Raw genomic sequence first — 21,947 nt, forward strand, 5'->3', positions numbered from 1 at the left:
CCGACCGTGGTCGCACTCATGTCAGATCAAACTGTGTAGCTCTATGCCGAGCCTTGTATGTGGCATTCGCTCAACCGCATCTTGTGGATGGGTGAGACTTACCAGTATCTCGCAAAAGGACCACAAAACGTTACAAGAATGGTGGTGACGAACCACCAAAGCGTCACGACGACTGCGCTGACCGCACAGTTCGGTGTCGACGGTTGATTACAGTGGCGCCGATCACGCCCGCAGCACCGAGCGCGACAAGTATCCACTCCGGAATCGGTCCGAGTCGGGTAGCCATTGTGGTCTCGGTGCGCAGGCCTACCGTGGACACCAGGTAGCTGGCGTCGAACAGCTCCGTCCGCGACGTCACGGACCCGTTCGGGGCGATGATCGCGCTGACCCCGCTGGTCGCGGCGACGATGACGGATCGGGAGTGCTCGACCGCGCGAACGCGGGACATGGCGAGCTGTTGGTAGGTCATCTCGGTGTCGCCGAAGGTCGCATTGTTCGTGGGGACCGCCAGGATCTGCGCGCCCGCGCGCACGGCCTCCGTCGGTGCTCGGTCGAAGGCCACCTCGTAACACGTCGCGACGCCGACGGCGAGGGCGATCTCGTCCCTCCCGGCACCTGCGGCCACGTGTACGACACCGTCACCGTCGCCGGGCACGAAGTTGCCGGCGGAGTCCGCATAGGAGGAGAAGAGTCGGAAGAAGCTGCGATACGGCAGGTATTCGCCGAAGGGCTGCACGATCTTCTTGTCGTGTCGTTCGCCCGGTCCGGCCGTCCCGTCCCATGCGATCACAGTGTTGGTCGACGTCCCGTCGGCGTTGGCGAGTACGGCGCCCACCAGGATCGGCGCGCCGATACGCACCGATGCGGCCGTGATGTCGGCGGCTGCCGTGCTGTCGCGGGTGGGGTCGACGTCGGATGCGTTCTCCGGCCAGATCACGACGTCGGGCTTCGGCGCGCGGCCGGCGTCGACGTCCTCCGCCAGTCTGACGGTTTCCTTCACGTGGTTCTCGAGCACCTGGCGCCGCTGCGCGTTGAAGTCGAGACCCAGACGCGGCACACTCCCTTGGATCGCGGCAATCGTGATGGTGCTGTCGCCGTCCTGCGGACCGGCGAGACCCGGGCGCAGGGCGAGTGCGACGACCGGACCGACCGCCGCCAGCACGACGAGTCCGAGGACCGCGAGAGTGCTGCGCGATCGCGCCGTCCTCCACGCCAGTGCCAGGCACATCCCGATCAGCGCCACCGCGGCACTGAGCAGAGGTGCCCCGCCGACGGATGCGAGCGGAAGAAGCACCGACTCGGACTGGCCGAAAGCCAATCGGCCCCAGGGGAACCCGCCGAACGGCACGGTGCTGCGCAACCACTCGACGGCGGAGAACACCGCGGTCAGCCACAGCGCCGCGAACGGCAGCCGGGACACCACGACTCCGGCCACCCCGAACAACCCCAGGAACAGTGACTCCGCGGTGGCGAGCGCGATCCACGGCAGTGGACCCACGTACACACCGATCCACGGAAGAAGTGGGAGGAAGAAGCCGAGTCCGAACGCGAGGCCGTAGAGGAAGCCACCCTTCTTGGACACATCCTTCTCGGTGAGCACGTACCCGATCAGGGCCAGCGCGACCGGGGCGAGGAACCACAGTGGGCGCGGCGGGAACGATGCGAACAGCAGGGCGCCCGCTCCTGCGGACAGCAGGAGCCGCGCGAGGGCGATCACGCTCGGAACACCGTGCTGCCGCGGTGGACCGTCTGCAGACACGTCGGATCCGGCGTGTCCGCATCGAGACGCGGAAGGGCGGGAACGCGTGAGCGCGGGTCGGTCGACCACCGCTGGACGGTGTCGCTGGGCGCGCTGACCACGAGCTCGCCCGCCTCCCACACCGCATAGCTGGCGGGTGCACCGGGCACCAATGTTCCGGCGAGCCCGTCCCGGACGCCGCCGGCACGCCACGCTCCACGCGTCGCGGCCGAGAACGCGGCACGTGGGGAGATGGCACTACCGGGTGTGCGATGAGACATGGCGGCGCGGACGCCGCGCCACGGCTCGAGCGGCGTGACCGGCGAATCGGATCCGATGGCCAGGGACACTCCCGCCGACGCCATCATCGCGAGCGGGTTGAGAGCGAGTGCGCGGTCGCGACCGAGTCGCGCGCTGTACAACCCGCTCTCGCCGCCCCAGTACGCGTCGAACACCGGCTGAACGCTGACGATGACGCCCCACGACGACAGCTTCGCGGCCTGCTCCTCGGTGACCATCTCGATGTGTTCGAGTCGGTGCCCTCGCGACGCCACCGCGGGCCCGCCGAGCTCGGCGACGACGCGACCGAAGGCCTCGACCACCGCATCGGTGGCTGCATCGCCGATGACGTGGAAGCCGGCCTGGATCTTCGCCTGCGTGCAGGCCGAGACGTGCGCCGCGATCGCGTCGACGTCCAGGTACGAGCGACCGCATCCCTCGTGATCCGCGTAGGGCTGATTCAGCCACGCGGTGTGCGAGCCGATCGATCCGTCGACGAAGAGATCGCCGCCCAGAGCGTGTGCTCCCGTCGCGGCGAGCAGATCCCGCGCGCCGTCGGCTGTCGTGACGGCCTCGCCCCAGTACCCGCGGACCTCGACGCCGTGCTCGAGGGCCAGCAGTTCCGCCATGTCGGTGCGACCGGAGATGTCCGGGCCCGCGCACTCGTGCACCGCGGCCACACCGTGAGCGGCCGCGTGATCGAGAGCCGCGATACGGGCCCGCTGACGACCGGCAGGACTCAGGAGTTCGAGTGCCGTGGTCCGCGCGGCATGGTGAGCCTCGGCGATCAACGGCAACTCCGGATCGGCCCCCACCACGTCGTCACCGGACGCACGCCGGAGCACGGTCGAGCACGCCGCGGAATGCGCATCGATGCGGGACAGGTAGATCGCTCGGCCGGGTGCCGCGTCGTCGAGTTCGCTGGTCGTCGGTGCCCGGCCTTCGGGCCAGGCCGACTCGTCCCAGTTCTGGCCCCAGACGAGGGCACCGGGCTCGCGGGCGGCGTACTCGGACACTGCTTGCAGACAGTCGGCGAGGGAGCGGGTGTCCGTCAGGTCGAGGCCGATCAGCGCGAGTCCCGTTGCCGTGGTGTGGACGTGGGTGTCGACGAAGGCGGGGGTCACGAAGGCGCCGTCCAGGTCGACCACCTCGGCACCCTGGTGAAGAGCGAGACCCGGACGGTCCTCCCCCACCCAGGCCACGACGCCGTCCGTGACGGCCATGGCTGTCGCATCGGGAGCGAACGGACTGTAGATGCGTCCGCCTACCAGCAGTTGCGTACTCACCGACGCCAGTGTGCCCGGTGCTCGCGTCGCGCTGTCCGGCCGGGTCAGCGTTCGTCGCGGCCGGTTGTGCCGTCGATCACCTGGAAGGTCTGGCGCGGTGTCCGCCGGGGGTCTTCCTGGACCACGTCACCGTCGATGACCACGTGACCCGCGGAGAATCCGCGAGGGCCGAAGGCTCCGGGTGGGAAGGCGCGACCGGAGGCGACTGCCGTCTCGACGCGCTTCGCGGCCGACCGGGCGATGATCGGACGCAGCGCGGCGCGGGTCAGCGGAATCATCAACAGCAGACCCAGCACGCTGGACACCAGACCGGGGATTGTCAGCAGCACCGACCCGAGCGCGACCAGTGCGCCGTCCGCGACGGCTCCACCGGGTGAGCGCCGACCCGCGTTGGCCGACCGGAGTTCCGAGAGCACCCTCCTGCCCTGGGAACGGATGCTGACCAGTCCGACGGCCGACAGCGCGATGACCGCGAACACGGTCCACAGGATGCCGACCGTCGAGGCCAGCCACACGAGGGCGCTGATCTCGACGACGAGGTAGAGGAAGAAGTAGAGCAGGGGCATCGTGGGAGTCCTTTCGGCGACTGGTCGAACCCGTCTTGCCTGTCCAACGGTCGAGGCCCTGCTTTTTCTCCCCGGCTCGGACTCGGTCCGATAACGGCTCAGGCGCCGGGCGTGACGAGGCCGAGCTCGTAGGCCAGTACCACTGCTTGCACACGGTCCCGCAGGCCCAGCTTGGTGAGCACGCGCCCGACGTGAGTCTTGACCGTGGCCTCGGACAGGAACAGGTGTGCCGCGATCTCGGCGTTGGAGTTCCCGGCCGCGATGAGCAAGAGGACTTCGCGTTCGCGGTCGGTCAACGATTCGACCTCCGCAGACGTGCCCGCCGTGGTCCGCCGCTCTCCGTCGACCATCCGGGAGATCAAGCGTCGGGTGACGCGCGGCGACACCACGGCGTCGCCCGCGGCGACACTGCGGACGGCGGACACCAGATCCTCCGGCGGAGTGTCCTTGAGCAGGAATCCGCTGGCCCCGGCACGGAGCGCACCCAGGGCGTGCTCGTCGAGGTCGAAGGTCGTCATCACGATGACCCGCACACCGGGTTGCGACGCGATGATGCGCTCCGTCGCCGACACTCCGTCGATGCCGGGCATCCGGACGTCCATCAGGACCACGTCGGGGCGGAGCCGAGCCGCGGCGGCGATCGCCGAGGCACCGTCCGCAGCCTCCCCCACCACGTCGATGTCGGTCTGGGCGCCGAGAACCATCGACAAGCCCATGCGCATCAGTTCCTGATCGTCGACGAGGAGCACCGAGATGGACACGGGTGACAACCTAACGGTCGAAGGCCACCTGATCGACCGGAAGTGTCGCGGCGACGCGCCACCGCCCGTCGGGCAACGGGCCGGCGCGGAGCTCACCACCGAGGACGGCGACCCGCTCGCGCATGCCGATCACGCCGAACCCGGAGCTTTCGTGGATGTCGCGGACCGGGGAGTCGCCCTCGGACGAGTTGACGACCGACACGGTCACCGCGCCCGGTTCACGCCGCACGGCCACCGCTGCGCGCGGTCGTTCTCCGCCGTGCCGCAGAACGTTGGTCAGGGACTCCTGCACCAGCCGATGTACGCCGAGCGAGACCGCGGGTGGGAGGTCGTCGAGTTCCCCCGTCTGTTCGATGGACACGCGCAACCCGGCGGCGCGCATCATCTCCACGATCTTCGCCAGCGCCGCGGTGCCGTACTCGGGATGCGACTCGGAACTGTCGTCGGTGCGCAGCAGCGACACCGTCCGGCGTAGTTCCGTCAGCGCGGTGCGCCCGGTGGCGGAGATGTTCGCGAGCGCGGCTTCGGCACGGTCCGGGTCGGACCGCAGCGCGTACGACGCTCCGTCCGCCTGCACGATCATGACGCTCACCGCATGCGCGACGACGTCGTGCAGTTCGCGGGCGATACGGGTGCGCTCGGCGGAGACCGCGTCGACTGCTCGTCGATCGCGGTCCGACTCCGCGACCGCGAGTCGCGCCCGAACCTCCATGACGTAGGCGCGGCGAGTCCCGAGGAACTCCGCCGTGATGTAGGCCAGGGCGTAGAGCAGAACGAAGAAGATCGTGGAGGTCCAGTCGGACCCGAGCACGAGTCGAACGACGACGATGTCAGCCGCGAGGCCTAGCGCGAAGAGCAGGGTCGTGCGCCGGTCGGTGTACACGGCCAACGTGTAGAGCATCACCACGAAGCCGAGCTGCCCGGGCGGGAGCGTGCGTGGTTCCTCCGATGCCCACACCATCAGTGTCGCGACCTGGCCGAGAGCGAGCGCCGTCCAGGCGGCGGCCACCGGGTAGCGGCGGCGCCAGGCGATCGGCGTGGACACGGCGACCGCCATCGCCACGTAGACGAGCGGTTGTCGCACGGCAGCGACGGCCGTGAGTTCGATGAGGAAGAGTGACACCGCCAGCGCACAGTCGACCCCGAACGGACGGTCGCGGAGCCACTCACTGAATCGGCGCATCGTGGGTGAATCGTAGTCCCGCAGTCGTGATGGAATGGCCGCATGGGTGTCGGTGATTGGTCGTTGTTGCTGGTCGCCGCACTCGCCGCGGGATGGGTGGACGCCGTGGTCGGTGGCGGCGGCCTGATCCTGCTTCCCGCGCTGTTGTTGGTCACGCCCGCGGCCACGACGCAGCAGACGGTGCTGGCCACCAACAAGTTGGCGTCCGTCGCCGGGACCACCGCGGCGGTGTTGACGTTCTCGCGCAAGGTCCCGATGGACTGGCGACTTCTCGCACCCGCCGGCGTCGTGGCGGCGGTGGGGTCCGCCTTCGGTGCCGCGACGGTCAGCCTCATCGACAAGGACCTCTTCATCCCGATCGTGTTGGTGGTGCTCATCGGCGTCGCAGTGCTCGTGACGGTGCGCCCCACGGTCGGGGTAGTGGTCGGTGATCCGCCGACTCGGCGCAGGATCGCGATCGTGGTGGTCACCGCTGCTGTGGTCATCGGCTTCTACGACGGAATCCTGGGCCCGGGTACGGGCACCTTCCTGATCATCACCTTCGCGACGCTGCTGGGCACCGAGTTCGTGCGCAGCGCGGCGATGGCCAAGGTTCTCAATCTCGGTTCCAACATCGGTGCCCTGCTGTACTTCTCCGCGACCGACGACGTGTTGTGGCTCCTCGGTCTGGCCATGGCGGTGGCAAACGTGGCGGGTTCCCTCGTCGGATCTCGCATGGCCATCTCCCGCGGCGCCGGGTTCGTGCGCGTGGTTCTTCTGGTGGTCGTCTTCGCGCTCGTCATCCGACTGGGGTGGCAACAGTTCGGCTAGCGTGACGCAGGTGAGAGATGTCGACAGCGATTTCGTCGCCCTACCGCTTCACGCGCTCGCGGACGCGGCACTGACCGCGGCCCGTGCCGCCGGTGCCACGCATGCCGACCTGCGGGTGCATCGGCTCCGGACACAGTCGTTGAGTCTGCGCGACGGTGCCGTCCAGTCCAGTGTCGAGGGCACGACCCTCGGCATGGCTGTGCGCGTCGTCGTCGACGGCACCTGGGGCTTCGCGTCGGGTGTCGTGCTGACGGTCGACGAGGCTGTGGCCGTGACATCGCGGTCGGTGCGGGTGGCGCAGGCTCTGCGTGATCTGAACCGCGAGCGCGTCGTGCTGGCGGCCGAGCCGGTGTACGAGGACGCGACATGGGTGTCCGACTACGCCATCGACCCCTTCGATGTCTTGACCTCGGACAAGGTGGGCCTGCTGAGCGAGTACTCCGGTCGGCTGTTGGCCTCCGACGGTGTCGACCACGTGAGTGCGTCCGTCCTGCAGGTCAAGGAGCAGACGTTCTACGCCGACCTCGCCGGGTCCCGCATCACGCAACAACGGGTACGTCTCCACCCGCAGATCGAGGCCGTGAGCGTCGATTCGGCGACCGGTGGCTTCGACTCCATGCGCACTCTCGCACCGCCTGTCGGGCGGGGATGGGAGTACCTGACCTCGGCCGGTACGGGCGGCGACGGACTGTGGGACTGGGACGACGAACTGGCCCGGATACCCGAGTGGCTCGCGGAGAAGTCGAAAGCTCCCAGCGTCGAGGCCGGGCTCACGGATCTGGTCATCGACCCGACCAATCTGTGGCTCACCATCCACGAGTCCATCGGCCATGCCACGGAGTACGACCGAGCCATCGGCTACGAGGCCGCCTATGCGGGAACCTCTTTCGCGACGCCGGATCAACTGGGGACCCTGCGCTACGGAAGCCCGATCATGCACGTGACTGCCGACCGGACCGAACGCCACGGCCTGTCGAGCACGGGATGGGACGACGACGGTGTCGCGGCGCAGTCGTGGGACCTCGTCGACAAGGGTGTGCTGGTCGGGTACCAGTTGGACCGAGTGTTCGCCCCACGGTTGGGTCTCGAGCGGTCCAACGGCTGCGCCTACGCGGACAGCGCGCACCACGTGCCGATCCAGCGGATGGCGAACGTGTCGCTGCAACCCGATCCGGAGGTCGATCGCAGCGTCGACGATCTGATCGCGGACGTCGAGCACGGCGTCTACGTGGTCGGCGACAAATCGTGGTCGATCGACATGCAGCGCTACAACTTCCAGTTCACGGCGCAGAGATTCTTCCGCATCGAGAACGGCGCTCTGGCCGGTCAGGTACGCGACATGGCGTACCAGGCCACGACGACGGACTTCTGGGGCTCGATGGACGCGGTCGGCGGTCCGTCGACCTGGCGGCTGGGCGGGGCGTTCAACTGCGGAAAGGCTCAACCCGGTCAGGTCGCTGCGGTGTCGCACGGGTGCCCGGCGGCACTGTTCCGCTCTGTCAACGTCCTGAACACGCGATCGGAGGCAGGACAGTGAGCGCGAACATCGTCCTCGGCGGCCACGACCTGGTCGAACGTGCACTGTCGTACGCCACGGTGTCCGACACCGTCGTCATCGTCGCCGACACGTCGGAAGCATCGTTGCGGTGGGCAGGTAATTCCATGACCACCAACGGTGTCGGCGACTCCCGCTCCTGGATCGTCGTGTCGATCGTCCGCGACGGCGACACTGCCCGGGTGGGCACCGTGTCGTCGACGAGCATGGATCCGGACGATGTCGCCGGTGTCGTCCGTGCCGCCGAGGACGCAGCGCGCGCCGCTCAGCCGGCTACCGACACGATGCCTCTGATCACGGCCGACGACGTGGACGCCGGCTGGGGCGACGTCACGGCACGGACCGGCATCGAGGTGTTCGATTCTGTCGTTCCGGGACTTGCGCAGGGCTTCGACGGAGCCGACGCGCTGTACGGGTTCGCGCACCACACCGTTCGCACCATCTGGTTGGGGACCTCCGCCGGTGTACGCCGCCGCCACGTCGAGCCCACCGGATCATTGGAGATCAACGGTAAGCGGGGCGGGCTCGCACACGGATCCAGCGCCTGGGTCGGCACCGGCACACGGGACTTCGTCGATATCGACATGGATGCGGCGCTGGCGGAACTCTCTCGCCGGCTCGACTGGTCCGCTCGCAGAGTCGAATTGCCTGCCGGACGGTACGAGACGCTGCTCCCGCCGTCCGCGGTGGCCGATCTGATGATCGACCTGATGTGGACGATGGAAGGCCGCGGGGCTCACGAAGGGCGAACAGCCCTGTCGGCCCCCGGCGGCACGCGGATCGGCGAGCAGTTGGGGACGCTGGGTCTGACCATGTACTCCGACCCGGCCGAGCCCGGCCTCGAGTACGCACCGTTCGTCGTGACGGGCTCGTCGAGCGACTCCGTATCGGTGTTCGACAACGGCATGAGCGCCGACCGTGTCGACTGGCTCCGGGACGGCGCCATCACCTCGTTGACGTATCCGCGTTCCGCTGCGGTCGAATTCGGTACCGCTGCAACAGCTCCGGGCGACAACCTGATCATGACGGGCGGCTCGGGTGGTTCCATCGACGACATGGTCGCGCGCACCGAGCGGGGGCTGCTGCTGACCACCCTCTGGTACATCCGCGAGGTCGACCCCACGACATTGTTGCTCACCGGTCTGACCCGGGACGGCGTGTACCTCGTGGAGGACGGTGCAGTGACCGCTGCTGTCAACAACTTCCGCTTCAACGAGAGCCCGCTGGATCTGCTGCGGCGCGCTACGGAGGCGGGCACGACAGTGCCCACCCTGCCGCGTGAGTGGTCGGACTGGTTCACCCGCGCGGCGATGCCCCCGTTGCGGGTCCCGGACTTCCACATGTCCTCCGTCAGTGAGGCTCAGTAGTCGGTTCATTCGCCGGGTGCGGTGAGGTAGTCGTTGCCGTGGGAGTCGCGGATGTGGACGATGCCGTCGCGGAGCATGCGGTAGTGCCACTGTCTCCGAGTTTTCAGCCCATGGTGCCGGCGGCACAAGGGTTCGAGGTTGCCCGTGACGGTCCAGCCGCCCCTCTGTGGGTCGGTGTGGTCGAACGGGACGACGTGGTCGAGGTCGCAGTCCTCGCTGGGCACGGCGCACCCCGGATGTACGCACGTCGAATACAGCGCAGTCACCAGCGCCGCGACCGCCTCCGACGGCCGGTAGACCAGTGCCCCGTCCGGAGGCACGACGAAACCCCCGTGACCGTCAGGATTCTCGACGGCACGGTCCAACGCTGACGGTGGGAGCGTGCGGAGGTACTCGACCTGCTCCCTGACCTTCCTGGCTTTCGTGCTTCCCAGTTTCCCCGTAGTCGGTGTCCAGCCTGCTGGCATGCGGCGGGTGCGGCGAACTTCTCGCTCTTGGATCGGCCCCGGCGGGTCGGGTGGTTCGGTGTCTATCGGTGCGTCATGCTGCGGGCATGGGCAACTGCATCCCGCCCGCGGTTCAGGAACTCTCGCGGCGGTGAGGAGCCCTTGCCACGTCGCATCCCCAGCAATCTTGCGGGCCACATCGGCAGGGACCGATCCCCAGCCGACCAGGTGGCCGGGTTCGCCCGCCAACCCGGCTGCGGTGGCGGCGTCGAGAACGATGACGGCATGGTTGGCCGGCGTACCCGAGACGGTTCCGGTCAAGAGTGCGTGCGCGGCGTCGAACAGCCGCGCCGGCAGCGACGTCGGATCGGTCACTCCCCGCGCAGCAGCAGTGATGTTCCGCCACATTCCGGCGACCTTCTCCGCCGGACCACGGATTATCACCTCCGCCTGACCGCGAGGCAGCTTCCGCACCGTCGCCGCCCGCTCCAGCGCCGCCCGCTCCCGGACAACCCGGTGCCACTCCGCGTTGAAGTCGGCGAGGATCCGGTCGATCGCCGACGCGACCGCACCCGGGGTGCACCTCGATGCGGCAGCGATCACCCGCTGCAGTAATGCTTCGGTGGCGTTCGGGACCCCGGCAAGTGATCGGCAGACCGTGCGGAACGCTGTGTACGCCAACCGGCCCGCATCGAACGCTTCCTGCACCGCCGGCCGGGCGGTACGGGTCAGGAACAGCCACTCGGTGACCGTCCCGGTGGACACCGACAGCGCCGACGCGACTTCGGCGACCGCGCACGCCTCGGCGGCATCGGCGTCGAACACCCCACCCGGCCCGAGCACCGCGGGGCGCCGGGATTCCTCGTGGATGTAGGAGCACGACGCGGCGACGGTACGGGCGAACGAGGCTTGGGCGTCGACCTTCGCCGACACCAATACATCGACGGAAACTGTTGCGTCGTACACGAATTCACCCCCCGGTGATGCCCGATCAGGTCGCCCCCCGACGACCTGACCACACAGTAACCCACCCCACCGAAAGAAACTCGAACACATGTTCGAATCGAGGGCCTTCAGCTTCTCGCGGACGTTCCATGTTCTCGCTGATGCTGCAACTCCTCCGGGAACATGGAGTGTCCGCGGGAACCGGCAGACGTCCGGTGAGGTCTACTCGACAGCTGCTGCGGGTGTCAGGCGACGCGGAGCGCCAGACCGACAGTGCTGTTCTTGCCCTTGAACAGGGAGCTCATCGTGACGGCGATGCGTCCGGTGATGCCGTACTTCTCGATCACCACGTCGCGTGTGCGGGCGGTACCCGCGTCGTCGAGCACCTCGGCGACGGCCTCCATGGCGGGGCCTACATTCTTTCCGCTGCGATCGCAGGTGGCCACCGTGACGCGGGGAGTGTTGCGGATCCGCTTGACCTTCCACGACTCCCGCTGAGTCCACATGAGGAGCCGATCCCCGTCGAGGGCCGCCCAGATGGGTGTCGGCTTCGGGGTGCCGTCCTTGGTGAACGTGGTCAGAAGAACGTACTTCGCGGTGCCGACATCACCGAACGGATTGGTCATGCCCGCCAGCCTAAGCCGTCACTCGCCCTCGAGCTCGCCTTCCGTCTCGAGGTACACCGATCGGAGCTCCGCCAACAGCGCCGGATCAGGCTCTGCCCACATCCCGCGCTCCACCGCCTCGAGGAGACGCTCCGAAATGCCATGCAGTGCCCAGGGATTGGACGTGGACATGAACTTGCGGTTGGTCTCGTCGAGGACGTATTCCTGCGTGAGCTTCTCGTACATCCAGTCCTGCACGACGCCGGTGGTGGCGTCGTACCCGAACAGATAGTCGACCGTCGCCGCCATCTCGAACGCGCCCTTGTAGCCGTGCCGCCGCATCGCGTCCATCCAGCGCGGGTTGACGACGCGAGCGCGGAACACCCTCGAGGTCTCTTCGTGCAGCGTTCGGGTGCGCACGGACTCGGGCCGAGTGCTGTCGCCGATGTACGCCTCCGGTGCGGTGCCGGTGAGAGCACGCACGGTTGCGACCATGCCGCCGTGATACTGGAAGTAGTCGTCCGAGTCGGCGATGTCGTGTTCGCGGGTATCGGTGTTCTTCGCCGCCACCGCGATGCGGCGGTACGAGGACCGCATGTCGTCGGACGCCGGCACACCGTTGAGCCCACGGCCGTACGCGAAGCCGCCCCAGGTCGTATAGACCTGCGCCAGATCCTCGTCGCTGCGCCAGCTCTTGCTGTCGATCAACTGCAGCAATCCGGCGCCGTAGGTACCGGGCTTCGAGCCGAAGATGCGGGTGGTGGCGCGGCGGTCGTCGCCGTGCTCCGCGAGATCTGCCTGTGCGTGCGCGCGCACGTAGTTCTGCTCGTCGGTCTCGTCCAGGCCGGCGACCATGCGCACCGCGTCGTCCATCATGGCCAGCACGTGGGGGAACGCGTCCCGGAAGAATCCGCTGATGCGCACCGTGACGTCGATGCGGGGACGCCCGAGCTCTTCGAGAGGAATCGGCTCGAGGTGGGTGACGCGTCGTGACGCTTCGTCCCATACCGGCAGGACTCCGAGCAGGGCGAACACCTCGGCGATGTCGTCGCCGGAGGTGCGCATCGCGCTGGTTCCCCAGACCGAGAGACCGACGGATCGGGGGTACTCGTCGTGATCGGCCAGGTAGCGGGCGACCAGCGACTCGGCCATCGCCTGGCCGGTCTCCCACGCCAGCCGCGACGGCACGGCCTTCGGGTCGACGGAGTAGAAGTTGCGGCCGGTGGGCAGCACGTTGATGAGGCCACGGAGCGGTGATCCGCTGGGGCCGGCCGGAATGAAGCCACCGTTCAGAGCATGGAGAACGCGCTGCACTTCCTGGTCGGTGCCGCGCAGTCGCGGCACAACCTCGGTGGCAGCGAACCGGAGGATGTCCCCCACCGTGTCAGGCAGTCCGTGAGTGATCTCGTCGACGGCATCGACAGACCAGTCGGCGCGATGCAGCGCCGCGACCAGACCTCGAGCCTGTTCCTCGACGGCGTCCACGGACGTGCGGGCCTCGTCGCCGTCCTCGCTGAGTCCCAACGCTTCACGAAGACCCGGAACGGTGCGTTCGCCGCCCCATATCTGCCGGGCTCGCAACATGGCGAGGACCAGATCGACTTCGGCCTCACCGCGCGGTGACTCCCCCAGGATGTGCAGGCCGTCACGGATCTGGACGTCCTTGATCTCGCACAGCCATCCGTCGACATGCAGAAGCATGTCGTCGAACACCTCTTCGTCCGGACGTTCTTCGAGCCCCAGATCCTTGTGCATCTGCGCCGCCGTCATCAGCGTCCAGATCTGCTGACGGATCGCCGGCAGCTTCGCCGGGTCGAGGGTCGAGATGTTGGAGTGCTCGTCCAGCAACTGCTCGAGGCGGGTGATGTCGCCGTAGCTCTCGGCCCTCGCCATCGGAGGAATCAGATGGTCGACGAGAGTCGCGTGCGCGCGCCGCTTGGCCTGCGTCCCCTCCCCCGGATCGTTGACCAGGAACGGGTAGATGAGCGGCAGATCGCCCAGCGCAGCATCCGTGCCGCACGAGGCGGACATGCCGAGAGTCTTGCCGGGCAACCATTCGAGGTTGCCGTGCTTGCCCAGGTGCACGACGGCGTCGGCGGCGAACCCACCGTCCTCCTCGGGGGCGGCGAGCCAGCGGTAGGCGGCGAGATAGTGATGGCTGGGCGGCAGGTCCGGGTCGTGGTAGATCGCCACCGGGTTCTCACCGAACCCGCGTGGGGGCTGCACCATCAGCACGACGTTCTCGAATCGCAGAGCAGCGATGACGATTTCGCCCTCGGGGTCGGCCGAGCGGTCGACGTACAGCTCGCCCGGCGCCTCGCCCCAGTGCTCGGTCACCCCGGACCGGAGATCCTCCGGCAGCGTGTCGAACCACCGGCGGTAGCGCGCAGCCGAAATGCGGATCGGGTTGCCCTCGAGTTGTTCGGCGGTGAGCCAGTCCGCATCCTGACCACCCGCGGCGATCAGCGCGTGGATCAGGGCGTCACCGTCCTGTGCCGCCAGGCCCGGAACCGCGTCGTCACCGTCGACGGGGCCGATGTCGTACCCGTGCTCGCGCATCTGTGTCAGCAGCCTGATCGCCGATGCCGGCGTGTCCAGGCCGACGGCGTTGCCGATGCGCGCGTGCTTGGTGGGGTACGCCGACAGCATCAGCGCAATGCGCTTGTCGGCTGCGGGAATTCGGCGCAGTCGAGCATGCCGGACCGCGATGCCGGCGACACGCGCACAGCGCTCGTGGTCGGGTACGTACGTGCTGAGGCCGTCGGCGTCGATCTCCTTGAACGAGAACGGCACCGTGATGATGCGACCGTCGAACTCGGGCACCGCGACCTGGGTCGCGACATCCAGGGGTGACATCCCGTCGTCGTTCGACTCCCACGTCGACCGGGAGCTGGTGAGGCACAGGCCCTGAAGGATCGGCACGTCGAGCGCAGCGAGTTCCGCGACGTCCCATGCCTCGTCGTCCCCGCCGGCGCCCACGTTGGCCGGGCGAGTACCACCGGCCGCGAGAACGGTCACGATCATGGAGTCGGCCTCGCGCAGTGCCTCGAGCAGTTCCGGCTCCGCGCTGCGCAGCGACGCACAGTAGATCGGAAGCGCACGGGCGCCCTTCGCCTCGATGGCGTCGCAGAGCGCGTGGATGTAGTCGACGTTGCCCGCGAGGTGCTGGGCTCGGTAGTACAGGACGGCGATCGTCGGTTCCGACGACGCCGTGCTCGCACGGGTGCGGAGCACACCCCAGGTGGGGAGATGGGCGGGCGGCTCGAAACCGTGACCGGTGAGCAGAACGGTGTCCGACAGGAACCACGACAGCTCGCGGAGGTTGTCCGCGCCACCCTCGGCCAGGTACTGGTGCGCCTGCGCTGCCACATTGGCGGGAACCGTCGACAGTTCCATCAACTCGGCATCGGGGGCCTGCTCGCCGCCCAGCATGACCACGGGTACCGGACCGCCGAGTACGGCGTCGATACCGCTCTCCCACATCCGACGCCCACCGAGGATGCGCACGATCACCAGGTCGACGCCGTCCATCAGCGTCGGTAGGTCGGCGTCGACGAGGATGCGGGACGGATTGGCCCAGCGATACTCGGCGCCGGACGCACGCGCGCTCAGCAGGTCGGTGTCGGATGTCGAGAGCAGCAGAATCACGGTGGTGGAGCCTTTCCCTGGGGTTTTCGCGCCCCGTCGGCGTCAGTGTGCACCCCAGGTCTGACTTCTCCAGGAATGCTGGAGTCACAGTGGCGCGACCGCGCCGGAGTCTCACCGGCTTCCGGGGTGCTTCGCAGTGATCGTACGTCGTAGCCTGGACTGCATGAGTGATGTCGGGGACAGGAGCAGGCGGGACGCCTGCCCCGGGGCTCTCCAGCTGCACGAGGCGAAGGACGGTCTGCTGGCGCGGGTGCGTCTGCCCGGCGGTGTGCTCACCCCCGAGCAGATGGGCGTGCTCGCGGCGGCGTCGACGGACCTGTCCGACGGCGAACTGGTGCTCACCTCCCGGGGCAACATCCAGCTCCGCGCGGTACGCGATCCCGACGACCTGGCCGACCGTCTGGCGGCCGCGGGCCTGCTGCCGTCGGAGACCCACGAGCGGGTGCGCAACATCCTGGCCTCACCGTTGTCGGGTCGGCTCGGCGGAACGGCCGACGTCCGCGGTCTCGTGTCGTCGTTGGACACCTCGCTCACGAGTGACCCCGAGCTGGCGGAACTGCCGGGCCGGGTGCTGTTCTCCCTCGACGACGGTCGCGGCGACGTGACGGGTTTCGGCGCCGACATCGGTGTCCACGCCGTCGGCGAAGATTCCTTCGCTCTCATCCTCGCGGGCGCCGACAGCGGCGTCCGGGTGCGGCGTGCGGACGCGGTCGCGGTGATGCTCGATGCAGCGCGCGGATTCCGCCGCGAGCGGCTGGGACACTGGCGCATCGCGGAGATGCCGAACGGCGTGGAGGCCGTGCTCGGTCACGTCGATCACGCTGTCGGCGACGACCCGCGGGTCGCCGTCGAGACGTCGGTCGAGCCGCCGATCGGTTGGTTCGTGCAGGACGACGCCACCGTCGCGCTCGGTGCCGCCCTCGCTCACGGTGTGTTGCCGGCCCGCACCGCCCTCTTCCTCGCGGCCGTCGAGAAGCCCATCCACGTCACGCCGTGGCGCGGGATCGTGCTCGTCGATCTCGACGAGGGCGTCGCCGAGCAGGTCGTGCGCGTGCTGGCCCCGATGGGTCTGATCTTCGACGCGGAATCGCCGTGGGTGCGGGCGAGCTCGTGCGTCGGGTCGCCCGGCTGCGCGAAGTCGCACTCCGATGTGCGCGCCGATCTCGACGCCGCCGTGGAGAACGGCGAGGTGGGAGACGGCCGGGAGCACTGGGTGGGGTGTGAGCGCCGGTGCGGCCGACCCCGCGGCGAGGTCACCGACGTGGTTGCGACCGACGAGGGGTACGAGCGAGTCCCACCGTCGTGACCCCTATCGTGGAGCCATGCACGACTACATTCGCGACGGCGACGAGATCTACCGGCGCTCCTTCGCGACCATCCGAGCGGAAGCCGACCTGTCGGCGTTCTCCGACGATGTGGCGCAGGTCGTCGTGCGCATGATCCACGCGTGCGGAGAAGTGAATCTGGCGCAGTCCATCGCGTCGACCGCCGATGTCGTGGCAAAGGGCCGTGCTGCGCTACGTGCGGGCGCCCCCATCCTCTGCGACGCCACCATGGTCGCGTCGGGCATCACGCGCCGACGGCTCCCGGCGGACAACGAGGTCATCTGCACCCTGAACGCACCCCACGTTCCCGAGATGGCACGTGACCGTGGCACCACCCGCACGGCCGCGGCCGTCGACTTGTGGGTGGACCATCTCGACGGCGCCGTCGTCGCCATCGGGAACGCGCCGACAGCGCTGTTCCGTCTGATGGAGCTGATCAAGGACGGGGCGCCGCGCCCGTCCGCGATTCTCGGTGGTCCGGTCGGATTCATCGGCGCCGCAGAGTCGAAGGACGATCTGGTGGCGTCGGGTCTGGGACTCGATCACCTCCTGGTCCTCGGTCGTCGAGGTGGCAGTGCCATCGCCGCTGCTGCCGTCAATGCGATTGCGACGGAGAAGGAATGACCGGAAAACTCTGGGGCGTCGGTATCGGTCCCGGTGACCCCGAACTGGTCACGGTCAAAGCTGCCCGGGTCATTTCCGACGCCGATGTCGTCGCGTTCCACAGCGCCCGCCACGGCAAGAGCATCTCGCGGCGTACCGCCGAGCCGTACCTGCGCGAGGGGCAGATCGAGGAGCACCTCGTCTACCCCGTGACTACCGAGGGCACCGACCACCCCGGCGGATACGACGGAGCGCTCGCAGACTTCTACGTCGAGGCCTCCGAACGTCTGGCGGCTCACCTCGAGGCGGGCCGCTCGGTGGCTCTGCTGGCTGCCGGCGACCCCATGTTCTACAGCTCGTACCAGCACATGCACGTCCGGTTGGCGCACCGATTCGAGACCGAGGTCATTCCCGGCGTGACGTCGGTGAGCGCCGCGTCCGCGGCCGTTGGTGAGCCGCTGGTCGAGGGCGAGGAAGTCCTCACCATCCTTCCCGGCACGCTTCCGCAGGCCGAGCTCACCAGGCGACTGCGGGACACCGACTCGGCGGCGATCCTGAAACTGGGTCGTACGTATCCCGCTGTGCGCGAGGCGCTTCGCGACAGCGGGAAGCTCGCCGAGGCCCGGTACGTCGAGCGCGCGAGCACCGTCGGCGAGCGGGTGCTTGCTGCCGAGGACGCCACCGATGTTCCCTACTTCTCCATCGCCGTCGTCTCGAGTCCGTCGTACGTCGTCCGCGACCCGGCACCGTCGGGTGAGGTCGTCGTCGTCGGACTGGGCCCGGGTGCCGACGCATGGACCACGCCGGAGGTGCGCGAGGAGTTGGCGCACGCCACCGATCTGGTCGGCTACACGACGTACATCGACCGCGTTCCGACGCGTCCCGGACAGCGTCGGCACGCCAGCGACAACAAGGTGGAGTCCGAGCGTGCCGAGATGGCGCTCGATCTGGCATCGCGCGGTGCACGGGTCGTGGTGGTCTCCTCGGGAGATCCGGGAGTCTTCGCAATGGCGTCGGCCGTCCTCGAAGTCGCGGCTCAGGAGCGCTGGCGGTCGGTCCCGGTGCGCGTGTGCCCCGGTGTCACCGCCGCCAACGCCGTCGCCAGCCGGGTGGGCGCTCCCCTGGGCCACGACTACGCCGTCATCTCACTCTCCGACCGCCTGAAGCCGTGGGACGTCGTCGAGCGGCGCATTCACGCAGTGGCGGCCGCCGACATGGCCTTCGCCGTCTACAACCCGGCGTCGCGCACCCGGACCTGGCAGGTCGAGGCCCTCAAGACGATGGTGCTCGAGCACCGCGGACCCGACACCCCCGTCGTGATCGGTCGCGACGTCTCAGGGCCCGAGGAGTCGGTCACCGTCGTGCGTCTCGGCGATCTCGACGCGTCGAGCATCGACATGCGGTGCCTTCTCATCGTCGGTGCGTCGACCACCACGGTCGATCACACTCCCGACGGTCCTCGGGTGTTCACCTCACGGCGTTACGGGAGCGACCTGACCGTCACGTCCACTGCCGGCGTCGCGTCGCGTCCGTAGCCAGGTGGCGCACGCGTCGACCGTCGACACGACGTCGACGCCCTCGGGCACCGGGGGACGATCCACCATGATCACCGGGATTCCGCGCTCGCGAGCGGCTTGAAGCTTGGCGGAGGTCAGCTTTCCGCCGCTGTTCTTGCTGACCAGAGCCTCGATGCGGTGCTCGTCGAGCAGTTCGCGCTCGCCCGCCAGATCGAACGGCCCGCGTGCCTCGAGGATGCTCGAATGCTCCGGCACCTCGCCCTCGGGTGCGTCGATGCACCGCACGATGAAGTGCTGGTCCGTCAGATGTGCGAAGTAGTGCACGCCTTGGCGTCCGATGGTCAGCAGGATTCGGGTAAGGGCGGGCCGCTCCGTGAGGGCATCCGCTGCGGCCTGCATGGAGGGAACCGTGATCCACGAATCCTCGGCCAACGGCCGCCACGGCGCTCGGTGCAGCACCACGAGAGGAAGTCCCGCGTTCGCGCACGCCTGCACGGCGTGCTCCGTCATCGTCACCGAGTACGGATGAGTCGCATCGACGACGTGCGTGATCTCGTTCTCCGTCAACCAGGTGGTCAGTCCGTCGACGCCGCCGAAGCCGCCGACACGTACCTCGCCGACGGGGAGGACGGGATCGGCGACGCGGCCCGCCAGCGATGACGTCACGGTCGTTCCGTGTACTCCGTCGAGCCGCGCGGCCAGTTGACGTGCTTCGGATGTGCCACCGAGAACCAGAACATGCATTCGGGCGACCTTACCGGCAGCGACGACCCTAGTGATCCAGCCGTCTGCGGGCAGCCGAGTACAGGAAGCTGTCCGGGAAGCCTTCCGCGGACAGGACTCGCCCGACGACGACGACAGCAGTCTTGACGATTCCGGCGGCCACCGTCGCGTCGGCGATGTCGGCCAGGGTACCGCGCACGATGACCTCGTCGGCTCGGCTCGCGAACGCGACTACCGCTGCGGGGCAATCGGATCCGTATTGAGGGCTCAACTGCTCGACGATGGTGTGGATCTGCCGAGCGCCCAGGTGGATCACCAACGTTGCCCCGCTCTGCGCCAGGGTGGGAAGGTCCTCACCGTCGGGCATGGCCGTCGACAGGGTGGAGATGCGTGTCAGGACGACACTCTGCGAGATCCCGGGCACCGTGAGTTCACGCCCGAGCGCGGCAGCCGCGGCGGCGAAGGCCGGGACACCGGGAACGATCTCGTAGTCGACTCCGGCGGCGTCGAGCCTCCGGGCCTGCTCGGCTACCGCGCTGTACAACGACGGATCACCCGAGTGGACGCGCGCGACATCGAGTCCCGCGCGAGTGGCGGTGATCAACTCGTCGACGATGGCATCGAGGGTCATCCGGGCGGTGTCGACGACGCGCGCATCGGGTGGGCACGTGTCCAGCAGTTCGCGAGGCACCAGCGAACCGGCGTACAAGCACACGGGGCTGGTCGCGATGATGCGAGCGGCCCGCACGGTGACGAGATCGGCAGCGCCGGGTCCCGCACCGAGGAATCTGACGGTCACCTAGTTCTCCTGCCGGGTCTTGCGGACGATCCATTGAGTGACGGGCATCTGGGGACGCCATCCGGTGAATCCGCCGAGGGGTTCTCCTCGATGGACCTGCAGTCGTCGGAGGGATCCGCCGTGACGTGAGTACCACTGCAGCAGCAGCGCTTCCGACTCGGCAGTGACGGAATTCGCGACGAGCCTGCCACCGTGCCCCAGCGCGTCCCAGCACGCGTCCAGCATTCCCGGTTGCGTGACTCCGCCGCCGACGAACACGGCGTCGGGCCGCGGGGCGTCGGCGAAACTGTCGGGTGCGGGTCCGCGCACGGTCAGTGCCGGCACTCCGAGCGCGACAGCATTGGTGCGGATGGTCTCGGAGCGACTCTCCACCCTCTCGAAGGCGTCGGCCCGGCAACTCGGATGCGTCCGCATCCACTCGATCGCGATGCTTCCCGATCCCCCGCCCACATCCCACAAGCGCTCCCCCGGCGCGGGGGCGAGGGCACTGATCGTCAGAGCACGTACCTCACTCTTGGTCAGCTGACCGTCGCCGATGTAGGCAGCGTCGCTCAATCCGGCGACACGGGTCAGGCGTGGACCGGCGTGACGCACGTCGAGACCGATCACGTTCAGCGGGTCCACGTCGGACGCGCCCCGCCAGGTATCGACCGGTGCGGTGCGCACCTGCTCCTCCGGTCCCCCCAGCTGCTCGAGGACCATCATCGTCGACTCGGCGAAACCGTTGTCCGTCAACAGCTTCGACAGCGATCCGACGGTCTCGGCGCCTTCGCTGAGCACCAGCACTCGTCGGCCGTCCGTCAACGCGGGCAGGACCGACTCGACGGGTCGGGCCACGACCGACACGACTTCGACATCGTGCAGCGCCCATCCCAGGCGTGCGCAGGCCAGCGACGCCGACGAGGGGTGCGGGAAGACGCGGACGGCGTCGGCACCCAGTAGCCGGACGAGCGTCACGCCGATTCCGTGGAACATCGGGTCGCCGCTGGCGAGTACGCACCGGCGTCGGCCGGAGTGCACCGCGAGGAGTTCCTGCATCGCGGGGATCAAGGGAGTCGGCCAGGCGACCCGCTGCGCATCGAGTGATCCGAGTGCCTCCAGTTGGCGTGCGGAGCCGAACACCACGTCCGCGGTGTCGACGGCGTTGCGGGACGCGGGAGCCAGGCCGTTCCACCCGTCCGCGCCGATGCCGACGACATCGATCACGTCGGTCGTCATCGTGGCATCCGGCGCCACACGGCACGGGGCAGGAGACGCATGACGAAGAACACGGGCCGCAGTCGGCCGGGAATCCACACCACGTCCTTGCGCGACGCCAGGGCGGACACGACCGCGTCGGCCACCTGCCCCGGCGTGCTGGACATCGGGGCCGGGGACATGCCCTCGGTCATCCGCCCGACGACGAAGCCCGGCCGCGCCAGGATCAGACGGACCCCACTGCCGTGCAAGGCATCTGCCAGTCCGGATGCGAACCCGTCGAGTCCGGCCTTCGCCGACCCGTAGACGTAGTTCGCTCGGCGCACCCGCGCTCCGGCAACCGAGGAGAACACGACCAGCCGGCCCGATCCGCGGGCTCGCATGACCGTCGCGAGATTCGTCAGCATGCTGACCTGGGCGACGTAATCGGTGTGCACGACGGCGACGGCATGGGCAGCGTCCGTCTCTGCTCGTGTCTGGTCGCCGAGGATGCCGAAGGCCAGTACCGCCGTGTCGAGCGGTCCGTGCTCGCGGACGACGTCCGCCACGAACTGCTCGTGGGTGTCGACCCGGTCGGCGTCGAACTCGGTGGTC

The 21,947-nt window shown here is 68.5% G+C and carries 18 protein-coding genes; 6 read left to right on the forward strand and 12 right to left on the reverse strand.

Translation table 11 applies throughout. From position 1 onward, the window contains the following. Positions 1-163: 163 nt before the first annotated feature. The 5 genes from lnt to RU01_RS16690 all read right to left on the reverse strand — a co-directional run bounded on the left by lnt (position 164) and on the right by RU01_RS16690 (position 5,813). The gene (gene lnt, locus RU01_RS16670) at positions 164-1,717 is read right to left on the reverse strand and encodes an apolipoprotein N-acyltransferase (protein WP_042575719.1); all 1,554 of its coding nucleotides are present in this window, start codon (positions 1,715-1,717) and stop codon (positions 164-166) included. Then, positions 1,714-3,303, reverse strand: coding sequence for an amidohydrolase (locus RU01_RS16675; protein ID WP_042575696.1), 1,590 nt, complete (start codon positions 3,301-3,303; stop codon positions 1,714-1,716). Before RU01_RS16675 ends, lnt begins: the two co-directional genes overlap by 4 nt. 44 nt (positions 3,304-3,347) lie before the next feature. Beyond that, a complete protein-coding gene (locus tag RU01_RS16680; RefSeq protein WP_042575697.1) occupies positions 3,348-3,869 on the reverse strand; it encodes an FxsA family protein in 522 nt (173 codons plus the stop codon). Positions 3,870-3,967: 98 nt separating this feature from the next. After that, positions 3,968-4,630 (reverse strand): response regulator, encoded by a 663-nt coding sequence (locus tag RU01_RS16685; RefSeq protein ID WP_042575698.1) that lies wholly within the window; start codon positions 4,628-4,630, stop codon positions 3,968-3,970. 10 nt (positions 4,631-4,640) lie between these two features. Beyond that, positions 4,641-5,813, reverse strand: a complete 1,173-nt coding sequence (locus RU01_RS16690) for a sensor histidine kinase (protein ID WP_042575699.1) — start codon at positions 5,811-5,813, stop codon at positions 4,641-4,643. A 42-nt stretch (positions 5,814-5,855) separates the two neighbouring features. On the opposite strand from RU01_RS16690, the gene RU01_RS16695 reads away from it, so the two are divergent. The 3 genes from RU01_RS16695 to RU01_RS16705 are packed head-to-tail and all read left to right on the forward strand — an operon-like array spanning position 5,856 to position 9,545. Next, positions 5,856-6,623 (forward strand): TSUP family transporter, encoded by a 768-nt coding sequence (locus tag RU01_RS16695; protein ID WP_042575700.1) that lies wholly within the window; start codon positions 5,856-5,858, stop codon positions 6,621-6,623. A 1-nt stretch (position 6,624) separates the two neighbouring features. Then, on the forward strand, positions 6,625-8,160 hold the full coding sequence (locus tag RU01_RS16700) for a TldD/PmbA family protein (RefSeq protein WP_042575701.1): 1,536 nt from the start codon (positions 6,625-6,627) through the stop codon (positions 8,158-8,160). Continuing rightward, a complete protein-coding gene (locus RU01_RS16705; protein ID WP_082043186.1) occupies positions 8,157-9,545 on the forward strand; it encodes a metallopeptidase TldD-related protein in 1,389 nt (462 codons plus the stop codon). Before RU01_RS16700 ends, RU01_RS16705 begins: the two co-directional genes overlap by 4 nt. Positions 9,546-9,550: 5 nt before the next feature. On the opposite strand, the gene RU01_RS16710 is transcribed toward RU01_RS16705, so the two are convergent. From RU01_RS16710 to cobN, 3 genes are all read right to left on the reverse strand, one after another. Next, on the reverse strand, positions 9,551-10,957 hold the full coding sequence (locus RU01_RS16710) for an HNH endonuclease signature motif containing protein (RefSeq protein ID WP_156148963.1): 1,407 nt from the start codon (positions 10,955-10,957) through the stop codon (positions 9,551-9,553). 224 nt (positions 10,958-11,181) lie between these two features. Continuing rightward, positions 11,182-11,562 carry a PPOX class F420-dependent oxidoreductase gene (locus RU01_RS16715; RefSeq protein WP_042575703.1) on the reverse strand — a complete coding sequence of 127 codons (381 nt, stop codon included), beginning with the start codon at positions 11,560-11,562 and terminating at the stop codon, positions 11,182-11,184. An 18-nt stretch (positions 11,563-11,580) separates the two neighbouring features. Next, on the reverse strand, positions 11,581-15,189 hold the full coding sequence (gene cobN / locus RU01_RS16720; RefSeq protein ID WP_042575704.1) for a cobaltochelatase subunit CobN: 3,609 nt from the start codon (positions 15,187-15,189) through the stop codon (positions 11,581-11,583). Between the two features lie 163 nt (positions 15,190-15,352). Here cobN and cobG point away from each other — a divergent pair, with 163 nt between their 5' ends. Genes cobG through cobJ form a run of 3 tightly spaced genes read left to right on the forward strand, consistent with a single transcriptional unit; the run spans position 15,353 to position 18,652 of the window. Next, a complete protein-coding gene (gene cobG, locus RU01_RS16725) occupies positions 15,353-16,495 on the forward strand; it encodes a precorrin-3B synthase (RefSeq protein WP_042575705.1) in 1,143 nt (380 codons plus the stop codon). A 16-nt stretch (positions 16,496-16,511) separates the two neighbouring features. Then, a complete protein-coding gene (locus RU01_RS16730; RefSeq protein ID WP_042575706.1) occupies positions 16,512-17,138 on the forward strand; it encodes a precorrin-8X methylmutase in 627 nt (208 codons plus the stop codon). Next, entirely contained in the window at positions 17,135-18,652 is a 1,518-nt protein-coding gene (cobJ, locus tag RU01_RS16735) for a precorrin-3B C(17)-methyltransferase (protein ID WP_042575707.1), read from the forward strand. The genes RU01_RS16730 and cobJ overlap by 4 nt, the downstream gene beginning before the upstream one ends. On the opposite strand, the gene RU01_RS16740 is transcribed toward cobJ, so the two are convergent. The 4 genes from RU01_RS16740 to RU01_RS16755 all read right to left on the reverse strand — a co-directional run. Beyond that, positions 18,590-19,378, reverse strand: a complete 789-nt coding sequence (locus RU01_RS16740; RefSeq protein WP_042575708.1) for a cobalt-precorrin-6A reductase — start codon at positions 19,376-19,378, stop codon at positions 18,590-18,592. The genes cobJ and RU01_RS16740 overlap by 63 nt on opposite strands. A 28-nt stretch (positions 19,379-19,406) precedes the next feature. Then, positions 19,407-20,156, reverse strand: a complete 750-nt coding sequence (gene cobM / locus RU01_RS16745) for a precorrin-4 C(11)-methyltransferase (RefSeq protein ID WP_042575709.1) — start codon at positions 20,154-20,156, stop codon at positions 19,407-19,409. Further along, positions 20,157-21,374 (reverse strand): bifunctional cobalt-precorrin-7 (C(5))-methyltransferase/cobalt-precorrin-6B (C(15))-methyltransferase, encoded by a 1,218-nt coding sequence (locus RU01_RS16750; protein WP_042575721.1) that lies wholly within the window; start codon positions 21,372-21,374, stop codon positions 20,157-20,159. Next, the coding region (locus RU01_RS16755; RefSeq protein ID WP_042575710.1) for an SDR family NAD(P)-dependent oxidoreductase at positions 21,371-21,947 on the reverse strand (577 nt) is incomplete at its 5' end. The genes RU01_RS16750 and RU01_RS16755, both read right to left, overlap by 4 nt.

It is taken from the genome of Rhodococcus sp. MEB064 (assembly GCF_000834565.1).
In the GTDB taxonomy this organism is placed as follows: domain Bacteria; phylum Actinomycetota; class Actinomycetes; order Mycobacteriales; family Mycobacteriaceae; genus Rhodococcoides.

Coding starts and splice junctions, on each gene's coding strand:
- RU01_RS16680 (WP_042575697.1), bottom strand. CDS start 3,869: ATGCCCCTGCTCTACTTCTTCCTCTACCTCGTCGTCGAGATCAGCGCC.
- RU01_RS16690 (WP_042575699.1), bottom strand. CDS start 5,813: ATGCGCCGATTCAGTGAGTGGCTCCGCGACCGTCCGTTCGGGGTCGAC.
- RU01_RS16695 (WP_042575700.1), top strand. CDS start 5,856: ATGGGTGTCGGTGATTGGTCGTTGTTGCTGGTCGCCGCACTCGCCGCG.
- RU01_RS16715 (WP_042575703.1), bottom strand. CDS start 11,562: ATGACCAATCCGTTCGGTGATGTCGGCACCGCGAAGTACGTTCTTCTG.
- cobG (WP_042575705.1), top strand. CDS start 15,353: ATGAGTGATGTCGGGGACAGGAGCAGGCGGGACGCCTGCCCCGGGGCT.
- RU01_RS16730 (WP_042575706.1), top strand. CDS start 16,512: ATGCACGACTACATTCGCGACGGCGACGAGATCTACCGGCGCTCCTTC.
- cobJ (WP_042575707.1), top strand. CDS start 17,135: ATGACCGGAAAACTCTGGGGCGTCGGTATCGGTCCCGGTGACCCCGAA.
- RU01_RS16740 (WP_042575708.1), bottom strand. CDS start 19,378: ATGCATGTTCTGGTTCTCGGTGGCACATCCGAAGCACGTCAACTGGCC.
- RU01_RS16750 (WP_042575721.1), bottom strand. CDS start 21,374: ATGACGACCGACGTGATCGATGTCGTCGGCATCGGCGCGGACGGGTGG.